We start from the raw sequence: 23,955 nt of genomic DNA on the forward strand, positions 1-23,955 counted from the left end.
TGAAAGGTTTGACGCTCGAAAAAACGAATCGCATGAACTATCTCATCGATTTCTATCAAGCGCTCCTCACACCGAAACAGCGCAATTATATGTCTCTTTATTACCTAGATGACTACTCGCTCGGAGAGATAGCGGAAGAGTTTGAAGTCAGCCGTCAAGCGGTCTACGATAACATAAAGCGTACAGAAACGATGCTTGAACAGTACGAGGAAAAGCTCGCTCTATTCGAAAAATTCGAACAGCGTCAGCAACTTCTTCAGACCCTCAAACGTCAAGTCGAGCTCACGGATGACGTGCAGGCTACGATTTCTGCGCTTGAGAATTTAGAGTAGGGGGCTGGAGCATGGCATTTGAAGGATTATCAGAACGGTTGCAATCGACGCTTTCAAAGATGCGCGGTAAAGGGAAAATCTCTGAGGCTGATGTCAAAGAGATGATGCGTGAGGTTCGCCTCGCCTTACTAGAAGCCGACGTCAACTTTAAAGTGGTCAAGCAATTCGTCAATGACGTGAAAGAACGTGCAGTTGGTCAGGATGTCATGAAATCATTGACGCCAGGTCAACAAGTCGTCAAAATCGTTCACGAAGAGTTGACGAATTTGATGGGAAGCGATGTCGTCCCGATCTCATTCAGTCAGAAACCACCGACAGTCGTCATGATGGTCGGTCTGCAAGGGGCAGGTAAGACGACAACGACCGGGAAGCTAGCGAACTTGATTCGCAAAAAGCATAACCGCAGTCCACTTCTCGTCGCGGCGGATATTTATCGTCCGGCGGCAATCAAGCAGCTCGAGACACTCGGAAAACAACTCGATTTACCGGTCTTCTCACTTGGCGATCAAGTGAAGCCGGAAGAGATTGTGACGAAAGCACTCGAGTACGCAAAAACAAATCATCACGATTTCGTGTTGATCGATACGGCGGGTCGCCTTCATATCGACGAGACGCTCATGGGTGAGCTCGAAAATGTGAAGACGATTGCCAAACCAAATGAAATCTTCCTTGTCGTCGACTCGATGACAGGTCAAGATGCGGTCAATGTGGCCGACAGTTTCAATGAGAAACTCGGAATCACCGGGGTCGTGCTCACAAAGCTCGACGGAGATACACGAGGCGGGGCAGCCCTTTCGATCAAGGCAGTCACGGGAGCGCCGATTAAATTCGTCGGTCTCGGCGAAAAGTTGGATGCCCTCGAACCATTCCATCCAGAACGCATGGCGTCACGGATCCTTGGAATGGGGGACGTGCTCTCGCTCATTGAAAAAGCCGAGACACAGATGGACCAAGACGCAGCGAGAGAGCTAGAAAGCAAAATTCGTGACGCGTCATTCACGTTCGATGATTTCATTGAACAGTTGGGTCAAGTGAAAAACATGGGCCCGATTGATGAATTACTTTCGATGTTACCTGGTGCAGGTAAGATGAAAGGGTTGAAGAACGTCCAAATCGACGAAAAACAACTCGATCACGTCGAAGCGATCATTCGCTCGATGACGAAACATGAGCGTTCCAACCCGGAAGTGCTCAACGCGAGTCGTCGGAAGCGGATTGCAAAAGGGAGCGGTCGCTCGATTCAAGAAGTGAACCGTCTCATTAAACAGTTCGATGACATGAAGAAGCTGATGAAGCAAATGTCAGGACAAATGAAAGGGAAGAAAAAGGGCTTAGGTCTTCCGTTCTTCTAACAAAAACTTTTGTCAGTCGGACAAAAAAGCTGTATACTATAAAAGTTGTCAATTCTTAAACACATGATGGAGGTATATTACCATGGCAGTTAAAATTCGTCTTAAGCGCATGGGCGCAAAAAAATCACCTTTCTACCGTATCGTTGTAGCAGACTCACGTTCACCACGTGACGGTCGCTTCATCGAGCAAGTTGGTCACTACAACCCGGTTGCAAAACCAGAAGCTGAAGTTCGCATCAACGAAGAACTCGCTCTCAAATGGTTGGCAGACGGCGCGAAGCCATCTGACACAGTACGTAACTTGTTCTCTAAAGCAGGGATCATGGAGAAATTCCACAACGCGAAAAACGCGAAGTAATGATGTGGCCGACCTTTTCTGAGGTCGGCCTATTTTGTTGAGGAGGGAACGCGAATGGATTGGTTATACGTTGGGAAAATCGCCAATACGCACGGCCTTAAAGGGGAAGTAAAGATTTTGGCGGCGACAGATTTTCCGGAAGAACGCTTTAAAAAAGGGAACACGTTGTTCCTTGACGTGGACGGAACGAAACAAGAGATGACGATCACAACTTATCGTCCGCATAAGCAGTTCCATCTCGTCACGTTCAAAGGGTTTGAGAATATCAACCTCATTGAGAAATATAAAGGCTTGAAGTTATATGTTCATGCCGAACACGTGCATAATCTCTCGGAGAACGAATATTACTATCATGAGATTATCGGTTGTGAGGCAATTGTCGATGGTGAGTCGATCGGTGTGATCGATGATATCTTTGAGACGGGTGCGAACGACGTATGGGTCATCAAACGCCCAGGAAAATCGGATGCCCTCATTCCTTATATCGAATCGGTCGTGAAAGAGATTGACGTCGAATCGAAACGTGTCGTTATCACCCCGATTCCCGGAATGATTGACGATGAAGATTGATGTGTTGACGTTATTCCCGGACATGTTCAAGACGCTCGACCATTCCATCGTCGGCCGCGCGAAAGCGCTCGGACAAGTGGAGATGTCGTTCATCAATTTCCGGGATTTTTCAACGAACAAGCATCATAAGGTTGACGATTATCCGTACGGGGGAGGGGCGGGCATGTTGCTCACCCCACAACCGATCTTTGATGCGTTTGACTCGATCGAGGCGAAGTCACCACGTGTCATCCTTACGACACCGACCGGAAAGCCGTTTAATCAGCAGATGGCGGAAGAATGGGCACGGGAAGAACACCTGATCTTTTTGTGTGGGCATTATGAAGGATTCGACCAACGCATCCACGATGAACTGGCGACAGACGAAGTGTCGATTGGTGACTTTGTCTTGACGGGTGGCGAGCTTGCGACGATGGTGATGATCGATGCGACGGTGAGACTGCTCCCGGACGTCCTCGGCGATCAGGCAAGCCACGAGGATGATTCGTTCTCAACCGGTCTACTGGAATATCCGCACTATACACGACCTGCCGATTTTCGTGGGTTGAAGGTACCGGACGTCCTCCTCTCTGGCAATCATGCCCGCATCGAGACGTGGCGACGCGAACAATCACTCGAGCGAACGTACAGACGTCGACCGGATCTACTCGAGCAACTCGAGCTGACAGAAGACGATAAAAAGTTTCTCCAATCGTTGCGCGATTGAGAAATATATGCTATGTTTGAGCATGTGGGTTAAACCCATCGATTACCGATGTTCCGCTATTGGATGCTTGGGCATATGAAGATATGAACATTGAAGAAAAAGGAGATATGATTCATGAACACACAAAAACTGTTCCGTGAAATCACAGAAGAACAATTCAAATCGGACGTACCTGCTTTCCGTCCTGGTGACACAGTACGTGTCCACGTTAAAGTTGTAGAGGGAACGCGTGAGCGTATCCAGATCTTCGAAGGTGTTGTAATCAAGCGTAAAGGTGGCGGCATCAGCGAAACATTCACAGTCCGTAAGATTTCTTACGGCGTAGGTGTTGAGCGTGCATTCCCGCTTCACTCACCACGCGTTGCACAAATCGAAGTCGTACGCTACGGTAAAGTTCGCCGTGCGAAACTTTACTACCTCCGTAACCTTCGCGGTAAAGCAGCACGTATTAAAGAAATCCGTCGTTAAGATGGGAATTAAGCTTGTCGCTTGCGACAAGCTTCTTTTTTTCTAGTACAATAAGTTCAAATGGATAGAGGAGTGAGTGAAGTTGAAAGAAGTGTTTAGTTGGCTCAAGGCCATCGTTGTCGCTCTTGTCATCGCGTTCGTCATCCGGACGTTCATCTTCGTTCCTGTCATCGTTGAAGGGGAGTCGATGATGCCGACACTCCACAATGCGGATCGAATGATCGTCAGTAAAATTTCGAACTATGTTGGTGAGCTAGACCGAGGTGATATCGTCGTATTCCATGCGACAGAATCAAAAGATTATATTAAACGTGTCATCGCCATTCCAGGCGACACGCTCGAATATCGAGATGACGTGCTCTATATTAACGGTGAAGCGGTAGAAGAACCGTATTTAGACGAGTTCCGCGCACAGATGAACGGGTTCCCGCTGACGGAGAACTTCACGCTTGAACAAGTGACAGGCGAGTCAGTCGTCCCTGAAGACTCATACTTCGTCATGGGAGACAACCGTCAAAACTCGAAGGACAGTCGTGAAATCGGATTTGTGTCGAAAGAGGAGATTGTCGGTAAGACGAACTTCATCTTCTGGCCGCTCGACGATGTTGGCACGGTAGAAGATTAAGGTGGTGCTTTTTTGGCAATTCAATGGTTTCCTGGTCACATGGCCAAAGCAAGAAGACAAGTAACTGAAAAATTAAAATTGATCGATGTCGTCATCGAGCTCGTGGATGCACGTGTGCCACAATCGAGTCGTAACCCGATGGTCGACGAGATTACGGCTGGTAAGCCAAGACTCATCGTCCTCAACAAGGCGGACATGGCCGACCCTGTCGTGACGGACGCGTGGTTACGTGCTCTGAAGCGAGAAGAGGTCGAAGTCGTCGCGGTTGATGCAAAGCATAGCAAAGGCTTGAAACAGCTCATCACAGGCGCGCAAAAGTTGATGCAAGAAAAACATGACCGCATGCGTGAAAAGGGACGTAACCCTGGCCCGATTCGTGCGCTCATCATCGGGATCCCGAACGTCGGGAAGTCGACGCTCATCAACCGTCTCGCAGGTCGTAACATCGCTATCACAGGCGACCGACCGGGTGTGACGAAGCGTCAACAGTGGATCAAGATGAAAGGTGGCGAGATGGAGCTCTTGGACACGCCGGGTATTCTCTGGCCGAAGTTTGAGGACCAACTCGTAGGATATCGTCTCGCCGCGACCGGCGCCATCAAAGACGAGATTCTCAATTTAGATGATATCGCCTTGTATACGGTTCGTGAGTTGCATGCTCGTTATCCGGAACAATTAAAGGAACGGTTCAAACTCGAAACGTTACCGGAGGACGGCGTGGAACTTCTTGAGATGATTGGGAAGAAGCGCGGTCTCATCAGTGGCGGTTACGTCGATTTTGAGAAGGCGAGCGAACTACTTTTGAATGAACTACGGCATGAAAAAATCGGACGGATCTCGCTTGAGACACCGGCTGACCATGAAATGGCGTAAAGTCCTGTGTAAACAGGGCTTTTTTGAATAGGAGGAAGAACGTGACGATTCAACAGATTAAACAACAACTAGCGGACATCCGATATGAAGAATGGGTACAAATCTTCCCAACCTTGTCACAAGACCCCCGTGCAGGCGTGCAAACGTTGCTTCGGCAAAAAGAGCGCCAATTTGAGCGAGAACAGGCATTGCAGGACGATTTTGAGCGTCGAATGACGTATGAACGTGAATGGAAGGCGCAAGGGTTCACTCGAATTGTCGGAGTCGATGAGGTCGGGCGTGGACCGCTCGCAGGACCGGTCGTGGCAGCTGCCGTCTTGCTACCGGAAGGGTTTTATATCGCGGGGTTGGACGATTCGAAGAAAATGTCGAAAACGGCGAGAGACACGGCATACGATCACATCATGGAAGTCGCAGAAATCGGTGTCGGAATCGTCGATCCTGCGGTAATCGATGAGGTCAACATCTATGAGGCGACGAAGCTTGCGATGATGGAGGCGATTCGTCAAGTCGGGGAGGTCGACGCTTTATTGATTGATGCCATGAAACTGGACCTCGACATACCTCAGCAGTCCTTGATTAAAGGGGACACGCTCAGCGTCTCAATCGCTGCGGCGAGTGTTGTCGCTAAGGTCGTTCGGGACCGGATGATGGAAGAATACGACCGGACGTATCCTGGTTACGGGTTTGCCAATAACGCCGGGTACGGGACGGAGACTCATTTAGAAGGATTGAGACGTTACGGGGTGACACCGATCCACCGTCGTACATTCGCCCCCATCAAGCATATGTGAAAGGAGTGATGGCGTTGCGCATCGATCATCAAGGGGTTTTACCATTCAAAGTGACCGAACAGACGTCGCGACCGCTTTTGCTCGGGAATACAATTGTCGGGAAGGTGTTACAACTTCTGCCCGGAAACGAGGCAGTCATGCAGTTGCCGCAAGGAATATTCCGGGTCGGTGTCAATGCGAACGTGAAAGAGAACGTGACGTATAAGATGGTCGTCACGGACGTCGAGCCGAAGCTCGTCTTGAAAGTCGTCCCACAAGCGACAGAAGCGCTCGTGGCTTCCAAATCACCTCTCCAGACATTAGGGGAACAACTTGCCCGTTTCATACGTGAACCGATTCCGACACCAGAATCGGTCAAGACAGCCGGGAAAACGATGCTAGAGAGTGGAGCGGGGTCTGATGTAAAGGCGCTCGTCGGCGAACTTTTCAAAGCGAAAGGCGAGCCGAAGTTCGAGCAGTTCGTGCGAGCTCAGGAAGCGTTCAATGCGACCCAAAGCCCTCCATACGTCGCTCAAGCATTTCACATACCGCATTTAGGTCCATTTGAAAACGTTCAACTTCGTTTAGAAGCACCAAAACGAGAGGCGATTGATTCTGATCATGCCCGAATCGTCTTGTTTCTTGAAACGCCACGATTCGGCGAAACGGGAATCGATGTGTTGATTCAAAAACGGTATGTATCCGTTCGGGTATTTAATGAGCAACATGATTTGAGTCCATACGTCCGTACATACGAACCGCTTCTAAAAGAAGGGTTGAAACGCGTCGATTTCGATTTGTCTTCTTTTTCATACGAAGCAAAGCGTGAGCGTGTGCCAGAAACATTTGCGCCTCTCGGAAAGGTGGATCTCCAAATATGAACGATCCAAAGAAAGCAATCGCTCTGTCATATGAGCAATCAATGGATGCCCCGCACGTCGTGGCGAAAGGGACGGGGATTGTCGCTGAGCGGATGCTTGAGATTGCTCAAGCGAACGGAATTCCTGTTCATGAGGACCCGGCACTCCTATCCTTACTCTCAGCATTAAACATCGAAGAGCAGATTCCGGAGGACGTTTATCAAGTCATTGCCGAACTTTTTGTCTTTCTTTATCAGATGGAACAAGATAAAATTTGATTTGTCTAGGGTTATATGTGAAAAAAAGATGAAAACTTAAAGCAAGAACGATAGACAGCGCTTTCAGTTTTTCGTTACAATAGACGTGCCGATATTAAAGGGGACTAAGGGGGAAAACATATGAATATCCATGAGTATCAGGCGAAAGAATTGCTAAGAGAGTTTGGGGTAGCCGTTCCGACGGGTTATCCAGCCTTTACTGTTGAAGAAGCTGTAGCAGCAGCTGCTAAGCTTGACGGTGAGTTGAAAGTTGTAAAAGCTCAAATCCACGCAGGTGGCCGCGGTAAAGCAGGTGGCGTCAAACTTGCGAAGACAGATGAAGAAGTGAAGCAATACGCGACAGAGATTCTCGGAAAAACGCTCGTGACACACCAAACAGGTCCGGAAGGAAAAGTTGTCCAGCGTCTCTATATCGAAGAAGGTTCTGCGATTGACCAAGAATTTTACTTAGGACTCGTGCTTGACCGTTCGATCGGCCGAATTGTCATCATGGGTTCATCAGAAGGTGGTATGGACATCGAGGAAGTCGCTGAACATACACCTGAGAAGATTCATAAAGAGATCGTCGATCCGGTTGTGGGCTTGCGTCCATTCCAAGCACGTCGTCTCGCATTCAAAATGGAAGTCCCGACGAAACTTGTGAACAAGTTCAGTGACATGGTCATGAAGTTGTACAAAGTATATGTCGAGACAGATTGCACAATCGCGGAAATCAACCCGCTCGTCACGACGAAAGACGGAAACGTCATCGCGCTCGATGCGAAGTTGAACTTCGATAGCAACGCACTTTATCGTCACTCAGATATCCTTTCGCTTCGTGATACGACGGAAGAAGATCCACGTGAAGTCGAGGCATCAAAACATGACCTCAGCTATATCGCACTTGATGGAAACATCGGTTGCCTTGTCAACGGTGCAGGCCTTGCGATGGCAACGATGGATATCATCAAACATTACGGCGCTGAACCCGCTAACTTCCTCGATGTAGGTGGCGGTGCGACAAAAGAAAAAGTTACAGAAGCGTTCAAATTGATTTTGTCTGATGACCAAGTCAAAGGAATCTTCGTTAACATTTTCGGTGGAATCATGAAGTGTGACATCATCGCAGAGGGGATTGTCGCAGCTACGAAAGAAATCGGACTCGACTTGCCACTCGTTGTTCGCTTAGAGGGAACGAACGTTGATGCCGGGAAGCGCATTCTCGATGAATCTGGACTTGCGATCACGACAGCTAGCTCGATGGCTGACGGTGCGGAAAAAATCGCAGCACTTGTTCGATAAGGGGGAAACGACATGAGTATTTGGGCGAATAAAGATACGAAAGTCATCATTCAAGGGATTACAGGGAAGCAAGGTTTGTTCCATGGTGAACAGATGCTTGCTTATAACACGAAATTAGTCGGCGGGGTAACACCAGGTAAAGGTGGTACGACCGTTCTCGACAACGTTCCAGTCTTCAACACTGTCTCTGAGGCGGTCGAGACGACTGGTGCAAACGCATCGATCATCTACGTACCACCAGCTTTCGCAGCTGACTCAATCATGGAAGCAGCGGACAGTGGCATCGAACTCATCATCTGTATCACTGAAGGCATTCCTGTAGTGGACATGATCCAAGTGAAACGCTATCTCGAAGACAAGCCGGCTCGTTTGATTGGACCGAACTGTCCTGGAATCATCACTCCAGGAGAAGCAAAACTTGGAATCATGCCTGGCTATATTCATACGAAAGGGCATGTCGGAATCGTGTCACGTTCTGGAACGCTCACGTATGAGGCGGTTCATCAGTTGACAACGGCAGGAATCGGTCAATCGACAGCTGTCGGAATCGGGGGAGACCCAGTCAACGGAACAAACTTCATCGATACGCTCAAGGCGTTCAACGAAGATGAGGACACGAAAGCTGTCATCATGATCGGGGAAATCGGTGGAACGGCTGAAGAAGAGGCGGCTGAATGGGTGAAAGCGAACATGACGAAACCAGTCATCGGCTTCATCGGCGGACAGACGGCTCCTGAAGGCAAACGTATGGGACATGCCGGCGCAATCATCTCAGGTGGTAAAGGGACGGCTGCTGAAAAGATTAAGACGTTGAACGCGAATGGAATCGAAGTAGCTGAAACACCAGCTGTCATCGGTGAAACGTTGATTCGTGTCTTGAAAAATGAAGGTCTATACGAAGCGTGTGTCACGGGTCAACCGACGACATAAGAATCATGAGGGATGCTTGCATCCCTCATTTTTTTAAAGGAGAGATTGTGATGAATCAAACAATAGCTCGGTTTGCCGCTGCACGAATTCCGGTTGAGTTTGTGCATCATTATTTGAACGGAACGCTAGAAGCACATCGCACTCATTTTTCTTCACATGTCTGGAAGCGAGCTAGTGCTGCGCTCCGATCGTCCGAATCGTTTAATCGATTTGTCACTTGGGAAGATGAAACGTTCCCGAAACGCTTGCTCGAGATTCCCAACCCGCCGTACTGTTTGTTTTACGATGGAGATTTAGAGGTACTACAAGAAAGAACGACCGCGATGGTCGGAAGTCGTGAGTTGAATCGAATTAGTCAATCGTTAGTGCAACACTATCACTCTTTAATAGAAGAAACTGTTTCCGTTTCGGGTGGAGCGCTTGGCATTGATGGTCTCGTCCACCATCATGCAGTAAATGAGAATCGTCCGACCGTGGCGGTGCTCGGAGCTGGACTGAACAACCTCTATCCAGCAGCGAATCGACAGTTGCTCTTACGGATTCCAAAGCAAGGGATTCTCTTGAGTGAGTATGCCCCAAACACACCTGTTCAAAAATTTCAATTTTTGGAAAGAAATCGATTGGTGAGCGGTCTCGGTGAAACGCTCGTTGTCTTACAGGCGAGACGAAAGAGCGGAACGATGAATACGGTCGGACACGCGCTAGAGCAGGGAAAGACGGTGTTCGCCGTACCCGGTTCACCGCTTGATCCATTGGCGGAAGGACCGAATCGATTGATTGAAGAAGGCGCGATTCCATTGACGAATTCCGATCAAATTATTCGAGATCTCAGGATTGTACGTTGACAAACCGGTGAGAACATGAATATTATGGTAGGGATTTAAATGACCTCTAAAAGGGGAGCAGATGTATGGCAAAATATTTGGTGATCGTTGAGTCACCTGCGAAAGCAAAAACAATTAAACGTTATTTAGGTCCGAATTATATGGTCAAAGCTTCGATGGGACACGTCATCGATTTACCGAAGAGTCAACTCGGTGTAGACGTCGAACACGACTTTGAACCGAAGTATATTACCATCCGTGGTAAAGGACCCGTATTGAAAGAATTGAAGACAGCGGCGAAAAAAGCCACAAAAATCTTTCTCGCAGCCGACCCCGATAGAGAAGGGGAAGCGATTGCCTGGCATTTGGCTCGCGCTCTCGGCGTAGATGAAACGACTGAATGTCGTGTCGTTTTTAACGAGATCACAAAAGATGCAATTAAAGAATCATTTAAACATCCACGTAAAATCAATCATGACCTCGTCGATGCGCAACAAGCACGACGGATTTTAGATCGTCTCGTCGGATACGGGATGAGTCCGTTATTATGGAAGAAAGTCAAAAAAGGACTATCTGCTGGACGAGTTCAGTCGGTTGCCGTGAAGATGATCATCGACCGTGAACGCGAAATCAATGCGTTCGACCCAGAAGAATATTGGACGATCAAGCTCGACTTGAATCATGATGGGGAAACGTTCGAGACTTCATTTTACGGAAAAGATGGGAAAAAGATGGAATTGAAGTCGGAAGAAGACGCTCAAGCTGTCCTTGATGCCATCAACGACGAATTCAAAGTCATCGACGTGACGAAGAAAGAACGTAAACGCAACGCTTCGTTGCCGTTCACGACAAGTTCGTTGCAACAAGATGCGGCACGTAAATTGAATTTCCGTGCGAAGAAGACGATGATGCTCGCCCAACAATTATATGAAGGAATCGACCTCGGTAAGAAAGAGGGGACGGTCGGTTTGATTACGTATATGCGTACAGACTCGACACGAATCTCGGACTTGGCGAAGGGAGAGGCGAAAGAATACATCGAATCGACATTCGGTGAAGAATACGTCGCCTCACAGAAGCAAAAGGAAAAGAAAGCTGCAAACGCGCAAGATGCGCACGAAGCGATTCGTCCGACATCGGCACTCCGCGACCCTGCTTCTTTAAAACCTTATTTGTCTCGTGACCAGTTGCGCCTTTATAAATTGATTTGGGAACGTTTGATTGCGAGTCAAATGGCACCTGCCGTACTCGATACCGTCAAGATCGATGTAGAATCGAACGGAATGATCTTCCGTGCGAATGGCTCGACCGTCAAATTCCCAGGTTTCATGAAAGTGTATATCGAATCGAAAGATGATGATATCGAGGATACGAATCAAGAGAAAGAGGGCTTGTTACCACCTCTTGAAGTCGAGGATACGGTCAGCTTTGAAGCAATTGAGCCGAAGCAACACTTCACGCAACCACCGCCGCGTTACACGGAAGCACGACTCGTCCGTGCGATGGAAGAGCTCGGTATCGGTCGCCCGTCGACATATGCGCCTACACTTGACACGATTCAACGTCGTGGCTATGTCGTCTTAGAAGAGAAGAAGTTCCTTCCGACTGAGCTTGGTGAACTCGTCATTGAAATGATAGATGAATATTTCAATGACTTCATCACCGTTCAGTTCACGGCCGACATGGAAACGCTTCTTGACTCGATTGAGCATAAAGAAGTGGAGTGGACGGAAGTCGTCGCCCCGATCTATCGTTCGTTCGAGAAACGCTTGAAGCGTGCCGAAGAAGAAATCGAAAAGATTGAAGTGAAAGATGAGCCTGCGGGAATCGATTGTGAAGTTTGTGGTTCACCGATGGTCATCAAGATGGGTCGATACGGTAAGTTTATGGCTTGCTCGAACTTCCCAAACTGTACGAACACGAAACCAGTTCAAGTTGAGATTGGTGTCCCTTGCCCAGACTGTAAGGACGGACAAATCGTGGAACGTCGTAGTAAAAAAGGTCGCCTCTTCTATGGCTGCTCGAACTATCCAGAATGTGAGTTCGTCTCATGGGATAAACCGGTTGCGAAACCGTGCCCAGTATGCGACAGTTTGATGGTCGAGAAGAAAATTAAAGACGGCGTGAAATATCAATGTACGAAATGTACCCATACCGAGGTACATCAGCAAGAGGAGGATTAATGTTGCAACAACGTGTAACTGTAATCGGAGCCGGCTTGGCCGGTTCCGAAGCAGCTTGGCAACTCGCCAAGCGTGGCATTCAAGTAGATTTGTATGAAATGAGACCGGTCCGTCAAACACCGGCGCACCACACGGATCAATTCGCAGAACTCGTTTGTTCGAACTCGCTTCGGGCGAACGGCCTTCAAAACGCGGTCGGTGTCTTGAAAGAAGAGATGCGTACACTTGACTCACTCATCTTGAAAGCGGCAGATACGGCAAGCGTCCCAGCTGGCGGCGCCCTTGCTGTCGACCGACATGAGTTTGCTGGATTCATCACTGAGAAGTTGAAGAACCATGAAAACGTCACGGTGCATACCGAGGAATTAAAAGAAATTCCTGAAGGGATTGTCATCGTCGCGACAGGGCCATTGACGTCTCCGGATTTATCGGCATCGCTCAAAGCGTTCACAGGGGAAGATTATCTTTACTTCTACGATGCGGCCGCTCCGATTCTAGATGGCGATACGATCGATCGCGATAAAGTATACTTGAAGTCGCGCTATGATAAAGGTGAAGCCGCTTACTTGAACTGCCCGATGACAGAAGAAGAGTTTGACGTCTTTTACGAGGAATTGATCAAGGCGGAAGTCGTTCCGTTAAAAGAGTTCGAAAAAGAGATTTACTTCGAAGGTTGTATGCCGTTTGAAGTCATGGCTGAGCGTGGGAAGAAGACACTTCTCTTCGGACCGATGAAGCCGGTCGGTCTAGAAGATCCGAAGACGGGTAAACGTCCGTATGCGGTCGTTCAACTTCGTCAGGACAACTCGGCAGGAACGCTTTATAACTTGGTCGGCTTCCAGACGCATTTGAAGTGGGGCGAACAGAAACGTATCATCCGTCTCATCCCTGGACTCGAAAATGCAGATATCGTTCGTTACGGTGTCATGCACCGCAACACGTTCATCAATTCGCCGAGCTTGTTGAAACCGACGTATCAGGCGCGCACGCGTGACACATTATTCTTTGCCGGTCAGATGACGGGAGTAGAAGGATATGTGGAGTCAGCAGCGTCAGGATTGTTGGCGGGAATCAATGCAGCGAAGATGATCGCAGGAGAAGAGCTCGTCGTCTTACCACGTGAAACGATGCTCGGTTCGATGGCGCACTACATCACGACAGCGGACGGGAAGCATTTCCAACCGATGAATGCGAACTTTGGATTGGTCCCATCTTTAGAGGACGCTCCGAAGAAAATGAAAAAACAAGAACGGTACGAGCGTTACGCTAACCGTGCTTTAGAAACGATTCAACAGTTTAAGGACCTTTGAACAGGAGAGCCAGTTTTTGGCTCTTTTGTTTTGAAATAAAGTTTCAATTGTGTATTTTGTTTCATACTTTGAAAATTTTCAGATTATTGAACGACTATCTATTGTCACTGTACATTCTGTATGCTATGCTAATTTCGATTTGACGAGAACATGCGTTTTTACGTGTCATCGAGGAGGCGATAAAATGGGATTCTTAGAGGATCGACAATCATTTTTACGCTACTGCCAAATTGAACGTCGACTGTCTCCTCATACGAAACGCTCCTACGAGCAAACGCTCGACCAGTACGCCGCATATTGCCAATCGACGCATCAAGATCCCTACGATGCACAGACGGCGCGGCGTTATTTATATGTCCTTTATGAGAAGCAATTGGCCGCGTCTACAGTGTCCCAAAAAGTATCTTGCCTTAAACAGTTCGGTAAATATATGGCGAGAGAACATGGGGGAGAGCCCTTGTTCCACGACCTGACTTCACCGAAAAAGCGACAATCCTTGCCGACGTTCGCCGTACCGTCCGAAGTCGAACGGTTGTTAGTGGCGGCTTCCATGCAAGACGACCCTTTTTTACAGGCGAGAGACGTGGCAATTATTGAGGTGTTGTATGGAACGGGAATCCGTGTCGCAGAGCTTTGTGGGATGAACCTATCTTCCTTTGACGATGTCTTATCTTTCGTCCATGTGATGGGGAAAGGAAAGAAAGAACGGTACGTTCCAATCGGTCAATATGCCGTACAAGCATTGAAGCGCTATGTAGAAATACGGAAAGATGTCGGACTCCCGACGGAAAGCGCATTATTTTTGAGTCAAAAAGGGAATCGGATGACAACAGACCAAATTCGGTATGTCATGAAGCGCTTGAGAAAAGACAGTGGGGTACATAAGCCGTTGACCCCGCACTCGTTGCGACATAGCTTTGCAACGGACCTATTGGAGCGGGGAGCGGATTTGCGAGCTGTCCAAGAGTTGCTCGGTCACGAGTCCTTGTCGACGACCGGACGCTATACCCACGTATCGACTGAACGATTACGTTCGATTTATCAAGCGACACATCCAAGAAAGTAGGAGGTTACGATATGTTTCATGCAACAACGATTTTTGCAGTTCGACACAATGGCCAATGCGCGATGAGTGGAGATGGCCAAGTCACATTCGGGAATGCCGTCATCATGAAAAACAAAGCGAAGAAAGTCAGACGCTTATACGGCGGGAAAGTCGTTGCCGGTTTTGCAGGCAGTGTAGCCGATGCTTTCACATTGTTTGAAAAGTTTGAATCGAAACTTGAAATGTATAACGGTAACTTACCGCGTGCCGCGGTCGAGCTTGCCAAAGAGTGGCGCGGCGATAAAATCTTGCGGCAACTCGAGGCGCTATTGATTGTGATGGATGCTGACCATTTACTGCTCGTCTCTGGGAATGGAGAAGTGATTGAGCCGGATGACGGGATCCTTGCAATCGGTTCGGGTGGTAATTACGCACTCGCAGCAGGGCGTGCACTCGTCCGCCATTCCGCTGAGAAGTCAGCGGAAGAAATCGCACGAGCCGCTCTCGAGATTGCCGGTGAGCTTTGCGTGTATACGAATGATCAAGTCATTGTAGAAACGATCGGAGGCGATGCTGAATGAATCGAGAGTTGACACCAAGACAAATCGTATCGGAACTGGACAAGTTCGTAATCGGTCAGAAGGACGCCAAACGAGCTGTCTCGATTGCATTGCGTAATCGTTATCGTCGTCAGAAATTAAGTGCAGACCTTCGTGATGAAGTTACACCGAAAAACATTTTGATGATCGGACCGACTGGGGTCGGGAAGACCGAAATCGCACGTCGTTTAGCGAAATTAGTCGGGGCACCGTTCGTCAAAGTGGAAGCGACGAAATTTACGGAAGTCGGTTACGTCGGTCGTGACGTCGAGTCGATGGTACGAGATCTCGTCGAAGCATCCGTTCGTCTCGTGAAAGAAGAGAAGAAAGAAGACGTGAAGGAACCGGCAGAGCGAGCAGCGACAGAACGATTGCTAGATGCCTTACAAGGGAAAGCGAAAGCTACACCAAGTGCATCAAACCCGTTCGAGGCGTTGTTCGGTGGGCAGACACAACAGCCTGAATCCACAACGGATACGTCAAAGAATGACCGGGCACAGCTTCGCCGTCTTCTCGAGCTCGGTGAACTAGAAGACCGAGTCATCGAAGTTGAGCTTGAAGAAAAGCAAACGATGGATTTGTTCCAAGGGCAAGGAATGGAAGGATTATCGAACCTTCAAGATATGCTCGGACAAATCGTTCCGAAGAAACGGAAGCAACGGAAGTTGACCGTCCGTGAAGCGAGACCGCTTCTCATAGCGGAAGAAGCTGAAAATCTTCTGGATTTGAACGAAGTACATGATGAAGCGGTGCAACGTAGTGAACAGATGGGCATCATCTTCGTCGATGAAATCGATAAGATTGCAACGAAGTCGCAAGACCATGCTGGTGTCTCTCGTGAAGGCGTGCAGCGCGATATCCTTCCGATTGTCGAAGGGTCAACGGTCGTCACGAAGTACGGACCGGTCAAAACCGATCACGTTCTCTTCATCGCAGCTGGAGCGTTCCATATGGCCAAACCGTCTGATTTGATTCCGGAGTTGCAAGGTCGCTTCCCGATTCGTGTCGAATTGAACAGCTTGACGGAAGAGGACTTCGTCAAAATCTTGACAGAGCCATCTCAGGCGTTAATCAAACAATATACCGCATTATTGGAATCGGAAGAAATCACGGTCCGATTCACGCATGAAGCGATTGAAGAAATCGCAAAAATTGCGACACATGTCAATCGCGAGACCGATGACATCGGCGCGCGTCGCCTTTATACTATTATGGAGCGCGTGTTAGAAGATCTTTCATTTGAAGCGGCAGATATGCCGCAAACAAGCGTGGAGATTACTCCCGCTTATGTACAAGCTAAAGTTGGGTCGATCGCGGATGATCGAGACCTCAGCCAATATATTTTATAAGATTCTGTATGCACATACAGGGAGGAAATAGACATTATGAATTTACTAGACAAAACTCGCCAATTAAACACGATGCTTCAACAAGAAGCGAGTGCGCACGTTGATTTTAAAGAAATGGCGGATAAAATGCGTGAAGTGCTTGAATCCAATACGTTTATCGTGAGCCGTCGTGGTCGCCTACTTGGCTTTGCGATCAAACAACAGATTGAGAATGACCGCATGAAGGCATTTCTCGTTGACCGACAGTTCCCAGAACCATATGCATCAAACTTGTTCAATGTGAAAGAAACGACAGCGAACATCGATATTGACAGCGAGTATACAGCGTTCCCTGTAGAGAACCACGATTTGTTCCTCAACTCAAAGACGACGATTGTCCCAATCATCGGTGGTGGTGAGCGTCTTGGGACGCTCGTGTTAGGTCGATTGGCTAACGAGTTCACAGAAGATGACCTCGTCCTCGCAGAATATAGTGCGACGGTCGTTGGCATGGAGATCCTTCGTGAGAAGGCGGCAGAAGCAGAAACGTCAGCCCGTAAAAAAGCTGTCGTTCAAATGGCAATCAATTCATTGTCGTATTCAGAGCTTGAAGCGATTGAACACATTTTCGAAGAGCTCGGCGGAAACGAAGGGTTGTTAGTTGCTTCCAAAATTGCCGACCGTGTGGGAATCACACGTTCTGTTATCGTGAACGCACTTCGGAAACTAGAAAGTGCAGGTGTCATTGAATCACGTTCATTAGGAATGAAGGGAACGTATATCAAGATATTAAATGATAACTTCTTGTTTGAATTGCAAAAACTGAAATCAAACTGAAACACAACTTTAGATGTGTATTTTCCATTGAAAACACTATAAAAAGGGACTTTGTTCCTAAAAAACCGCTTTCTTCATTGAAGAAGCGGTTTTTTTTAGTGCAAAAGTAATCATTTTCAGAATTTGTCGTTAATTCGACAAAAAGATGCGAAGCCATTTACCTATGTTTTAAAAAATATCTTTCAGAACTGTTACAGATTTGTTTCAATGAAATAGTAGAATTTCCAAATCAGGTATATATCAGTAATGAGTATATGAAAGTGAGTGAACGCCGTGAATTGGATTGGTAGTGACTATCAATTACTCAAGCAAGCTGTCAATCATGCAGTCCTCAATCAAAAAGTGATTAGTCATAATCTTTCGAATATCGATACGCCAAACTTCAAAGCAAAGCAAGCCGTATTTGAACAGACGCTCCAAAGTGAGATGCGACTGAAGCTCCAAGGTGGGCGTCCGAGTGATTCGATGCAATCTACTGTCGTCGATCGGGCAGGTGGGGCGATGCGAAGTGACGGCAACAACGTCGACTTAGATTATGAGATGAGTGAATTGGCACGTAATCAACTCCAGTATGAGGCGATGATGGAGCAATTAAATCGTAGGCTAGGTGGATTGAAAACTGTTATTCGAGGAGGTCGTTAATCGATGGGAATGTTTGATAGTTTTCATATTTCAGCTACTGCCTTAACGTCTCAACGTTTAAGAATGGATACCGTATCGGCGAACATCGCCAACGCCCAGACGACTCGAGGGAAACTTGTCGATGGGGAGTGGCAACCGTATACGAGAAAGATGACGGTGTTACAGGAAGCACCTTTCCGTAAACAGTTAAACGCCGTCAATGGTGGGGTCCAGGTAGCTCAAATCATTGAAGACGATGCGCCGTATAAGCTTGCCTACAATCCGAGTCATCCTGATGCAGACGAGCGGGGGTATGTTCAAATGCCGAACGTTGATCTACTCAAAGAAATGGTCGACCTTATGGGTGCGACCCGCTCTTACGAAGCAAATATTGCCGCGATGAACGCATCAAAAGCGATGCTCGTCAAAGCGATGGAGATTGGAAAAGGATAAGGAGTGACGAAAGATGCAAATTAATCCGATTCAATTGATGAGCCCAGAGATCACGCCATCAATGAACAAAACGAACCCATCTCAATTTGGGTCATATTTGAATGAAGCGATGAATGCGTTGAACGAGACACAACAAGCAACGAGTCAAGCCCGTCAAGATTTAGCTGTCGGGAAAGCTGACCTTCATCAAGTTATGATCCAAAGTGAAGAGTCGTCGATTGCGATGCAACTTGCCATCGAGGTGAGGAACAAGGCTGTTGAAGCCTATCAAGAAATGATGCGAATGCAAGTTTAATTGTAGAGGATGACAAGTTGCGATGAATGAACAATTAAAAGAACGATTCAAATCAATGACCGATGGGCTGAAATCGATGCCAAAGAAGCGAAAACTCGTTTGGGGTATTTCCATCGCGGTCATTTTAATCGCGGCACTCTTACTCACTTTCTTCCTTGCACGACCAAATATGGCACCTTTGTACACGAACTTATCCGCACAAGAAGCGGGGGAAGTGACAGAGAAACTGACAGCGGACGGTGTGAAGTCGGAAATTAAAGCGACTTCGAACGGGGTCAGTGTATATGTGCCAAATGAAATGGTCGACCAATTGAAAGTGAGCCTTGCCGCGGCCGGGATTCCAAAATCCGGGTCGATTGACTATAGTTTCTTCAGTGAAAATGCTGGTTTCGGAACAACAGACCGAGAAATGGCGGTCATTGAACGAAGTGCGATGCAGACGGAACTCGAGCGGCTCATTACTCAAATCGAAGGAATCAACCAAGCGAAAGTCATCATCTCGCTTCCTGAGAAGTCAGTCTTTTTAGCGGAAGACCAAGGTGAGCCGACAGCCTCGATCGTGTTAAATATCGGAGCAGGAACGAATCTAGAACCAAACACGGTCAAAGGTCTTTACCATTTGATCAGTAAAAGTGTCCCGAACTTAAAACCTGAGAACATCTCAATCATGGACCAATACTTTACGTATTATGACCTTGATCAAACCGTTGTGGCTGGTGGCTCTTCCACTGATCCGTTGGCACTGAAACGTCAAGTTGAAAAAGACGTCCGTCAACAAATTCAGCAGATGTTATCTGTTCTTCTTGGTGAACGAAGCGTTCTTGTCTCTGTCACAGCAGATATTGATACGACTCAGACGGCCGAAGAACAAAACCTTGTTACGCCAGTCAATGAAGAAAACATGGAAGGTATCGTGACGTCGGCTGAACGAATTGCAGAGGCGTATACGGGCGGTACGGGAACGGCGACAGAAGCGACTGGGACCGGTGAGAATGACACGATCAACTTCCCTGCTGCTACAGGTGACAGCACAGAAGAAAGTGAAAAAAATCATGAAATCATCAACTATGAAGTGAATCGCATTACGAAACAGATTCAAAATGCACCGTACACCATCCGCGACCTTGGGGTGCAATTGATTGTAGAACCACCAGACGGTGCGACGAGTATTGACCCACAGCTTGAAGGTGACCTGGAGACGATGATGTATTCCATCATTCGAACATCACTAGCGAAAACGGACGAAGCCATCACAGATGCGGAGCTTGAACAAAAAGTAGTCGTTGTTTCGAGACCGTTCGCTGAGGCAGAAGAGGTGGCAACGACAGAACAACCTACACCATGGTGGATGTACGCTTCAGCAGCCGGAGCAGTCGTCTTGCTTGCTTTAATCTTCTTCGCAATGCGTAGACGCAAACAAGAAGTGGTGGAAGAGACGAACGAGTGGGAAGTTCCATACGAAGATGAAGTACCTGACCTAGACCTCGAGGAACGAGGCGAAGGGGCTGTGAAGAAGAAACAGTTAGAAAAATTAGCTGAAAGTAATCCAGAAGAGTTTGCTAAACTACTTCGTACTTGGATGTCTGAGGAGTGAGTAACGTGAACTATGCCAAACAATCGAATCGAGAAAAAGCAGCAATGCTCATGATCTCATTAGGTCCAGAAGTGGCAGCGAATGTTTATAAACATCTTTCGGAAGAAGAGATGGAACAGTTGACGCTTCAAATCTCAGCGCTCAAAAAGGTGTCTCCAGAAGAAAAAGAGAGCATTCTCGGTGAGTTCCACGAACTTGCGATGGCTCAGAGCTACATTACCCAGGGTGGGATTGGTTTTGCCAAAACAGTTCTTGAAAAAGCGGTCGGCGAAGAAAAAGCGATGGCATTGATTCATCGGTTGACGTCGACTTTACAAGTTCGGCCGTTCGAGTTTGCTCGAAAAGCCGACCCGAAACAGTTGCTGAACTTTATTCAAAACGAACATCCACAGACGATCGCTCTAATTTTAGCTCACTTGGAGCCGGTCAAATCAGGGCAAATCTTATCGGAACTTCCTCCTGAGATTCAATCGGAAGTTGCGAAACGGATTGCGACGATGGACCGACTCAATCCGGATGTCATTCATGAAGTCGAACAAATCCTTGAAAAGAACCTCTCGCAGACGGATATGCAAGATTATGCCCAGTCGGGTGGAATCGAGGCGGTCGTCGAAGTGTTGAATGGGGTCGATCGTACGACAGAACGTACCATTCTTGACGCTCTCGAGATTGAAGATCCTGAACTTGCAGAAGAAATCAAGAAGCGTATGTTTGTCTTCGAGGACATCGTCACACTCGATTCACGTGCGATTCAACGAATCATTCGCGAAGTGGCGAACGACGACTTGTTGCTAGCACTCAAAGTGTCGTCAGAAGAAGTGAAACAAATCATCTTCAAGAACATGTCTCAACGGATGGTCGAAACGTTCAAAGAAGATATGGAATTTATGGGACCTGTTCGATTGCGTGACGTCGAAGAAGCACAGAGCCGAATCGTCGGAATCATTCGTCGCCTAGAAGACGTCGGTGAGATCGTGATCAGTCGAGGTGGAGGAGATGACATCGTTGTCTAATGTGATCAAACGTCAGCGCGCGACATCGCATATTCCACAGCGAATCGAATCAAAACGATTGGAAACAACCATTCCTGACCCGGCTGATGGCATCGACCATCATCAAGTCATCGAGTCGCGTTATGAGAAATTAAGACAGGATGAAGAAGTGTTCCAACAGTTTCAACAGACAGAAATCGAGCAACTCGAAAGATTCAAACAAGAAGCGTATGAACAGGCTAGATTAGAAGGTTATGAAGCGGGTCTACTCCAAGGAAGACGAGATGGATATGCCGAGTTTGAAGACGTCACGACACGCCTGAACTCGGTCTCCACTGAACTCGAACAACTGTTCCAAGAAAAATGGAAACAGGCGGAAGTACAACTCATTGACCTTGCGATTGCAATAAGTGCGCAAGTGACGACGGACCTTGTTCGAAAAGATGAGGCGCTGTTCGCGGCGATGATTCAAGAACAGATGGCGCAACTCATTGATGCGGAAGCGTTAACGATCTTCGTTCATCCCACACGTCTTGCTTCGATTCAGCGATTTGAATCGTTGTGGCGTGATGATGAGACACCACCTTTGAAATATCGGGGAGACAGCTCTTTAGATGAAACGTCCGTGCGCATTGAATCCCCACATCGAGGAAGTGAAATGGATTTATCCTACAGTTTTGAACGAATCCAAGCCAAAATCGAGGAGGTTTTAGCGGATGGCGCTTATTGAGCAGGTCATCGATACGATCAAACAGTCTACAGATGGCGAGTTCACTCGCAAAATCGGGCGAGTTTGTCGGGTCGTAGGGTTGATGATCGAGTCAAATGGACCGAGTGCGTTTGTCGGGGAGCGATGTTTCATCATGCTCCCTTCGAATGAGTCGGTCGAAGCGGAAGTGGTGGGCTTTAATGAAGAGCGCGTCCTTCTCATGCCATACGGTGAAACAACACAGATTGCACCGGGTTGTTTAGTGAAAGGGACCGGGAAGATGCTCCAAGTCCCGGTCGGTGAGGAACTGATTGGACAAGTGCTCGACGGTCTAGGACGGCCTTTGTCGGGTGAGAGACTTGCAACAGGTAAGCGGTATGATGTCCAACGCAAACCGCCAAACCCGTTGAATCGTCCTCGGATTTTAGATACGTTGTCGACGGGTGTTCGTATGATCGATGGTCTCCTGACTGTGGGAAAAGGGCAACGTGTCGGTTTGTTTGCCGGTTCTGGGGTGGGGAAATCCACGTTACTCGGCATGATTGCCAAACGCTCTTCAGCAGATATTAATGTAATTGCTTTGATTGGGGAACGTGGTCGGGAAGTAAAGGAGTTCATTGAAAAAGAGCTCGGTCCAGAAGGAATGGCCCGATCTGTCGTCATAGTGGCGACGAGCGACCAACCCCCGCTCGTCCGATTGAAAGGAGCCTATACCGCAACCGCAATCGCCGAATATTTTCGTGACCAAGGCAAAGAAGTAGTGCTTATGATGGATTCGGTGACACGCTTTGCAATGGCTCAACGAGAAATCGGTCTCGCGACGGGAGAACCACCGACATCGAAAGGATATACCCCGTCTGTTTTTGCGATGCTCCCGCAATTGTTAGAGCGAAGCGGGACGGCGGCGACCGGATCGATTACAGCATTTTATACGGTTCTTGTCGATGGTGACGATATGAACGAACCGATTGCCGATGCGGTGCGTGGGATATTAGATGGACACTTTGTCATGGACCGCGCGCTTGCAAACCGTGGACAGTTTCCTGCCATCCATGTCTTGAAGTCAATCAGTCGGGTCATGAACCAAATCGCCTCGCCATCACATCGTGAAGCGGCACAAACGTTTCGAAGTTGGCTGGCGACATATATCGATGCCGAGGACTTGATTAACATCGGCGCATATAAAAAAGGGTCGAATCCGGCGATTGACACCGCAATCGAGAAGTATCCATACTTATTGACATTTTTAAAGCAATCGATTGAAGAAGACGCCGCATTCCAACAAACGATGACTCATTTGTCACACATCGCGCGAGGTGAATCATGAACAGACTCATTCTAGAACGAATCATGCCAATTGCTGAACATGAGAAGGAAGATGCGGCTTCAGAAGTTAGAGGCTTCAAGGCGAAACTTGAAACGGAAATGGAAGCGTTGTATGACCTTCTCCTCATGTATGAGTCATTGATTAAGCATCAAGATGAACAGCAAGGGCATATTGATTTACTCATGTCTCAGTACCGAGAAAAAACACGTGAGCAAGTGAAACGTCAAATCGAAACGCAACAGCTCGTCGTCCAACAAGCCCGCAATCGTTATCACGCATCGCAAGAAAGACTGCTTGGGAAAGTAGTGGAAGAAAAGAAATATGTGACGCTACATGAGAAGGTCAGTTTACAAGAGATGACAGCGGCAAAACTCACAGAGCAATTAATGATGGACGAACTCGCTGTGATTCATCATGGGAAAGGGAAGTAGC

General features: G+C 47.8%; 28 protein-coding genes. All 28 read left to right on the top strand.

What is annotated here, in order from left to right:
• Positions 1-8: 8 nt before the first annotated feature.
• A complete protein-coding gene (locus LCM29_RS02390; protein WP_074034780.1) occupies positions 9-332 on the top strand; it encodes a putative DNA-binding protein in 324 nt (107 codons plus the stop codon).
• Positions 333-343: 11 nt separating this feature from the next.
• Positions 344-1,684, top strand: coding sequence for a signal recognition particle protein (gene ffh / locus LCM29_RS02395; protein ID WP_214783803.1), 1,341 nt, complete (start codon positions 344-346; stop codon positions 1,682-1,684).
• Between the two features lie 82 nt (positions 1,685-1,766).
• Positions 1,767-2,042 carry a 30S ribosomal protein S16 gene (gene rpsP, locus LCM29_RS02400; protein WP_015881366.1) on the top strand — a complete coding sequence of 92 codons (276 nt, stop codon included), beginning with the start codon at positions 1,767-1,769 and terminating at the stop codon, positions 2,040-2,042.
• A 54-nt stretch (positions 2,043-2,096) separates the two neighbouring features.
• Positions 2,097-2,612, top strand: coding sequence for a ribosome maturation factor RimM (rimM, locus tag LCM29_RS02405; RefSeq protein ID WP_224860657.1), 516 nt, complete (start codon positions 2,097-2,099; stop codon positions 2,610-2,612).
• Positions 2,602-3,318, top strand: a complete 717-nt coding sequence (gene trmD / locus LCM29_RS02410) for a tRNA (guanosine(37)-N1)-methyltransferase TrmD (RefSeq protein ID WP_224860659.1) — start codon at positions 2,602-2,604, stop codon at positions 3,316-3,318. The genes rimM and trmD overlap by 11 nt, the downstream gene beginning before the upstream one ends.
• Positions 3,319-3,432: 114 nt before the next feature.
• On the top strand, positions 3,433-3,786 hold the full coding sequence (gene rplS / locus LCM29_RS02415) for a 50S ribosomal protein L19 (RefSeq protein WP_015881369.1): 354 nt from the start codon (positions 3,433-3,435) through the stop codon (positions 3,784-3,786).
• Between the two features lie 82 nt (positions 3,787-3,868).
• Entirely contained in the window at positions 3,869-4,411 is a 543-nt protein-coding gene (gene lepB / locus LCM29_RS02420) for a signal peptidase I (protein ID WP_074034770.1), read from the top strand.
• A gap of 12 nt (positions 4,412-4,423) precedes the next feature.
• Entirely contained in the window at positions 4,424-5,284 is an 861-nt protein-coding gene (gene ylqF / locus LCM29_RS02425; RefSeq protein ID WP_214745483.1) for a ribosome biogenesis GTPase YlqF, read from the top strand.
• Between the two features lie 41 nt (positions 5,285-5,325).
• Positions 5,326-6,078, top strand: coding sequence for a ribonuclease HII (locus LCM29_RS02430; RefSeq protein WP_224860661.1), 753 nt, complete (start codon positions 5,326-5,328; stop codon positions 6,076-6,078).
• A gap of 8 nt (positions 6,079-6,086) precedes the next feature.
• Positions 6,087-6,938 carry a hypothetical protein gene (locus LCM29_RS02435; RefSeq protein WP_224860663.1) on the top strand — a complete coding sequence of 284 codons (852 nt, stop codon included), beginning with the start codon at positions 6,087-6,089 and terminating at the stop codon, positions 6,936-6,938.
• Positions 6,935-7,195: an EscU/YscU/HrcU family type III secretion system export apparatus switch protein gene (locus LCM29_RS02440; protein WP_074034763.1), complete on the top strand. Its 261-nt coding sequence runs from the start codon at positions 6,935-6,937 to the stop codon at positions 7,193-7,195. Before LCM29_RS02435 ends, LCM29_RS02440 begins: the two co-directional genes overlap by 4 nt.
• A gap of 120 nt (positions 7,196-7,315) precedes the next feature.
• Complete coding sequence (gene sucC, locus LCM29_RS02445) at positions 7,316-8,476, top strand: ADP-forming succinate--CoA ligase subunit beta (RefSeq protein ID WP_074034761.1); 1,161 nt, start codon at positions 7,316-7,318, stop codon at positions 8,474-8,476.
• Between the two features lie 12 nt (positions 8,477-8,488).
• On the top strand, positions 8,489-9,406 hold the full coding sequence (gene sucD, locus LCM29_RS02450) for a succinate--CoA ligase subunit alpha (protein ID WP_074034760.1): 918 nt from the start codon (positions 8,489-8,491) through the stop codon (positions 9,404-9,406).
• A gap of 50 nt (positions 9,407-9,456) precedes the next feature.
• Positions 9,457-10,251, top strand: coding sequence for a DNA-processing protein DprA (dprA, locus tag LCM29_RS02455; RefSeq protein ID WP_224860665.1), 795 nt, complete (start codon positions 9,457-9,459; stop codon positions 10,249-10,251).
• 65 nt (positions 10,252-10,316) lie between these two features.
• The gene (gene topA / locus LCM29_RS02460; protein WP_214745468.1) at positions 10,317-12,413 is read left to right on the top strand and encodes a type I DNA topoisomerase; all 2,097 of its coding nucleotides are present in this window, start codon (positions 10,317-10,319) and stop codon (positions 12,411-12,413) included.
• The gene (gene trmFO, locus LCM29_RS02465; RefSeq protein ID WP_214691808.1) at positions 12,413-13,723 is read left to right on the top strand and encodes an FADH(2)-oxidizing methylenetetrahydrofolate--tRNA-(uracil(54)-C(5))-methyltransferase TrmFO; all 1,311 of its coding nucleotides are present in this window, start codon (positions 12,413-12,415) and stop codon (positions 13,721-13,723) included. The genes topA and trmFO overlap by 1 nt, the downstream gene beginning before the upstream one ends.
• 184 nt (positions 13,724-13,907) lie before the next feature.
• The gene (locus LCM29_RS02470; RefSeq protein ID WP_224860667.1) at positions 13,908-14,789 is read left to right on the top strand and encodes a tyrosine-type recombinase/integrase; all 882 of its coding nucleotides are present in this window, start codon (positions 13,908-13,910) and stop codon (positions 14,787-14,789) included.
• Positions 14,790-14,800: 11 nt separating this feature from the next.
• A complete protein-coding gene (hslV, locus tag LCM29_RS02475; protein ID WP_074034743.1) occupies positions 14,801-15,349 on the top strand; it encodes an ATP-dependent protease subunit HslV in 549 nt (182 codons plus the stop codon).
• Positions 15,346-16,716, top strand: coding sequence for an ATP-dependent protease ATPase subunit HslU (gene hslU / locus LCM29_RS02480; RefSeq protein WP_214745463.1), 1,371 nt, complete (start codon positions 15,346-15,348; stop codon positions 16,714-16,716). The genes hslV and hslU overlap by 4 nt, the downstream gene beginning before the upstream one ends.
• 36 nt (positions 16,717-16,752) lie before the next feature.
• Complete coding sequence (gene codY, locus LCM29_RS02485; RefSeq protein ID WP_214691812.1) at positions 16,753-17,532, top strand: GTP-sensing pleiotropic transcriptional regulator CodY; 780 nt, start codon at positions 16,753-16,755, stop codon at positions 17,530-17,532.
• 273 nt (positions 17,533-17,805) lie between these two features.
• Positions 17,806-18,174 carry a flagellar basal body rod protein FlgB gene (gene flgB / locus LCM29_RS02490; protein WP_214745459.1) on the top strand — a complete coding sequence of 123 codons (369 nt, stop codon included), beginning with the start codon at positions 17,806-17,808 and terminating at the stop codon, positions 18,172-18,174.
• Positions 18,175-18,177: 3 nt separating this feature from the next.
• Entirely contained in the window at positions 18,178-18,606 is a 429-nt protein-coding gene (gene flgC / locus LCM29_RS02495) for a flagellar basal body rod protein FlgC (protein ID WP_074034731.1), read from the top strand.
• A 13-nt stretch (positions 18,607-18,619) separates the two neighbouring features.
• The gene (fliE, locus tag LCM29_RS02500) at positions 18,620-18,901 is read left to right on the top strand and encodes a flagellar hook-basal body complex protein FliE (RefSeq protein ID WP_214760359.1); all 282 of its coding nucleotides are present in this window, start codon (positions 18,620-18,622) and stop codon (positions 18,899-18,901) included.
• Positions 18,902-18,923: 22 nt separating this feature from the next.
• Positions 18,924-20,495: a flagellar basal-body MS-ring/collar protein FliF gene (gene fliF, locus LCM29_RS02505; protein WP_224860669.1), complete on the top strand. Its 1,572-nt coding sequence runs from the start codon at positions 18,924-18,926 to the stop codon at positions 20,493-20,495.
• Positions 20,496-20,500: 5 nt separating this feature from the next.
• Entirely contained in the window at positions 20,501-21,508 is a 1,008-nt protein-coding gene (gene fliG / locus LCM29_RS02510) for a flagellar motor switch protein FliG (protein ID WP_074034724.1), read from the top strand.
• The gene (locus LCM29_RS02515; RefSeq protein WP_224860671.1) at positions 21,492-22,217 is read left to right on the top strand and encodes a FliH/SctL family protein; all 726 of its coding nucleotides are present in this window, start codon (positions 21,492-21,494) and stop codon (positions 22,215-22,217) included. Before fliG ends, LCM29_RS02515 begins: the two co-directional genes overlap by 17 nt.
• Positions 22,204-23,523 carry a flagellar protein export ATPase FliI gene (fliI, locus tag LCM29_RS02520; protein WP_214691818.1) on the top strand — a complete coding sequence of 440 codons (1,320 nt, stop codon included), beginning with the start codon at positions 22,204-22,206 and terminating at the stop codon, positions 23,521-23,523. Before LCM29_RS02515 ends, fliI begins: the two co-directional genes overlap by 14 nt.
• Positions 23,520-23,954, top strand: a complete 435-nt coding sequence (locus tag LCM29_RS02525) for a flagellar FliJ family protein (RefSeq protein WP_214745454.1) — start codon at positions 23,520-23,522, stop codon at positions 23,952-23,954. The genes fliI and LCM29_RS02525 overlap by 4 nt, the downstream gene beginning before the upstream one ends.
• Position 23,955: the final 1 nt, after the last annotated feature.

Origin of the sequence: Exiguobacterium aestuarii (assembly GCF_020171655.1) — a bacterium.
Classification (GTDB): Bacteria; Bacillota; Bacilli; order Exiguobacteriales; family Exiguobacteriaceae; genus Exiguobacterium; species Exiguobacterium aestuarii_A.

What these genes read in the sequence shown, in the direction of transcription:
- hslV (WP_074034743.1), top strand. Translation starts at nt 14,801, where the DNA reads ATGTTTCATGCAACAACGATTTTTGCAGTTCGACACAATGGCCAATGC.
- rpsP (WP_015881366.1), top strand. Translation starts at nt 1,767, where the DNA reads ATGGCAGTTAAAATTCGTCTTAAGCGCATGGGCGCAAAAAAATCACCT.
- ffh (WP_214783803.1), top strand. Translation starts at nt 344, where the DNA reads ATGGCATTTGAAGGATTATCAGAACGGTTGCAATCGACGCTTTCAAAG.
- sucD (WP_074034760.1), top strand. Translation starts at nt 8,489, where the DNA reads ATGAGTATTTGGGCGAATAAAGATACGAAAGTCATCATTCAAGGGATT.
- fliF (WP_224860669.1), top strand. Translation starts at nt 18,924, where the DNA reads ATGAATGAACAATTAAAAGAACGATTCAAATCAATGACCGATGGGCTG.
- LCM29_RS02515 (WP_224860671.1), top strand. Translation starts at nt 21,492, where the DNA reads ATGACATCGTTGTCTAATGTGATCAAACGTCAGCGCGCGACATCGCAT.
- LCM29_RS02525 (WP_214745454.1), top strand. Translation starts at nt 23,520, where the DNA reads ATGAACAGACTCATTCTAGAACGAATCATGCCAATTGCTGAACATGAG.
- trmD (WP_224860659.1), top strand. Translation starts at nt 2,602, where the DNA reads ATGAAGATTGATGTGTTGACGTTATTCCCGGACATGTTCAAGACGCTC.
- LCM29_RS02470 (WP_224860667.1), top strand. Translation starts at nt 13,908, where the DNA reads ATGGGATTCTTAGAGGATCGACAATCATTTTTACGCTACTGCCAAATT.
- flgC (WP_074034731.1), top strand. Translation starts at nt 18,178, where the DNA reads ATGGGAATGTTTGATAGTTTTCATATTTCAGCTACTGCCTTAACGTCT.
- codY (WP_214691812.1), top strand. Translation starts at nt 16,753, where the DNA reads ATGAATTTACTAGACAAAACTCGCCAATTAAACACGATGCTTCAACAA.
- hslU (WP_214745463.1), top strand. Translation starts at nt 15,346, where the DNA reads ATGAATCGAGAGTTGACACCAAGACAAATCGTATCGGAACTGGACAAG.
- topA (WP_214745468.1), top strand. Translation starts at nt 10,317, where the DNA reads ATGGCAAAATATTTGGTGATCGTTGAGTCACCTGCGAAAGCAAAAACA.
- fliE (WP_214760359.1), top strand. Translation starts at nt 18,620, where the DNA reads ATGCAAATTAATCCGATTCAATTGATGAGCCCAGAGATCACGCCATCA.
- rimM (WP_224860657.1), top strand. Translation starts at nt 2,097, where the DNA reads ATGGATTGGTTATACGTTGGGAAAATCGCCAATACGCACGGCCTTAAA.
- rplS (WP_015881369.1), top strand. Translation starts at nt 3,433, where the DNA reads ATGAACACACAAAAACTGTTCCGTGAAATCACAGAAGAACAATTCAAA.
- LCM29_RS02440 (WP_074034763.1), top strand. Translation starts at nt 6,935, where the DNA reads ATGAACGATCCAAAGAAAGCAATCGCTCTGTCATATGAGCAATCAATG.
- fliI (WP_214691818.1), top strand. Translation starts at nt 22,204, where the DNA reads ATGGCGCTTATTGAGCAGGTCATCGATACGATCAAACAGTCTACAGAT.
- LCM29_RS02435 (WP_224860663.1), top strand. Translation starts at nt 6,087, where the DNA reads ATGGCGTTGCGCATCGATCATCAAGGGGTTTTACCATTCAAAGTGACC.
- dprA (WP_224860665.1), top strand. Translation starts at nt 9,457, where the DNA reads ATGAATCAAACAATAGCTCGGTTTGCCGCTGCACGAATTCCGGTTGAG.
- sucC (WP_074034761.1), top strand. Translation starts at nt 7,316, where the DNA reads ATGAATATCCATGAGTATCAGGCGAAAGAATTGCTAAGAGAGTTTGGG.
- trmFO (WP_214691808.1), top strand. Translation starts at nt 12,413, where the DNA reads ATGTTGCAACAACGTGTAACTGTAATCGGAGCCGGCTTGGCCGGTTCC.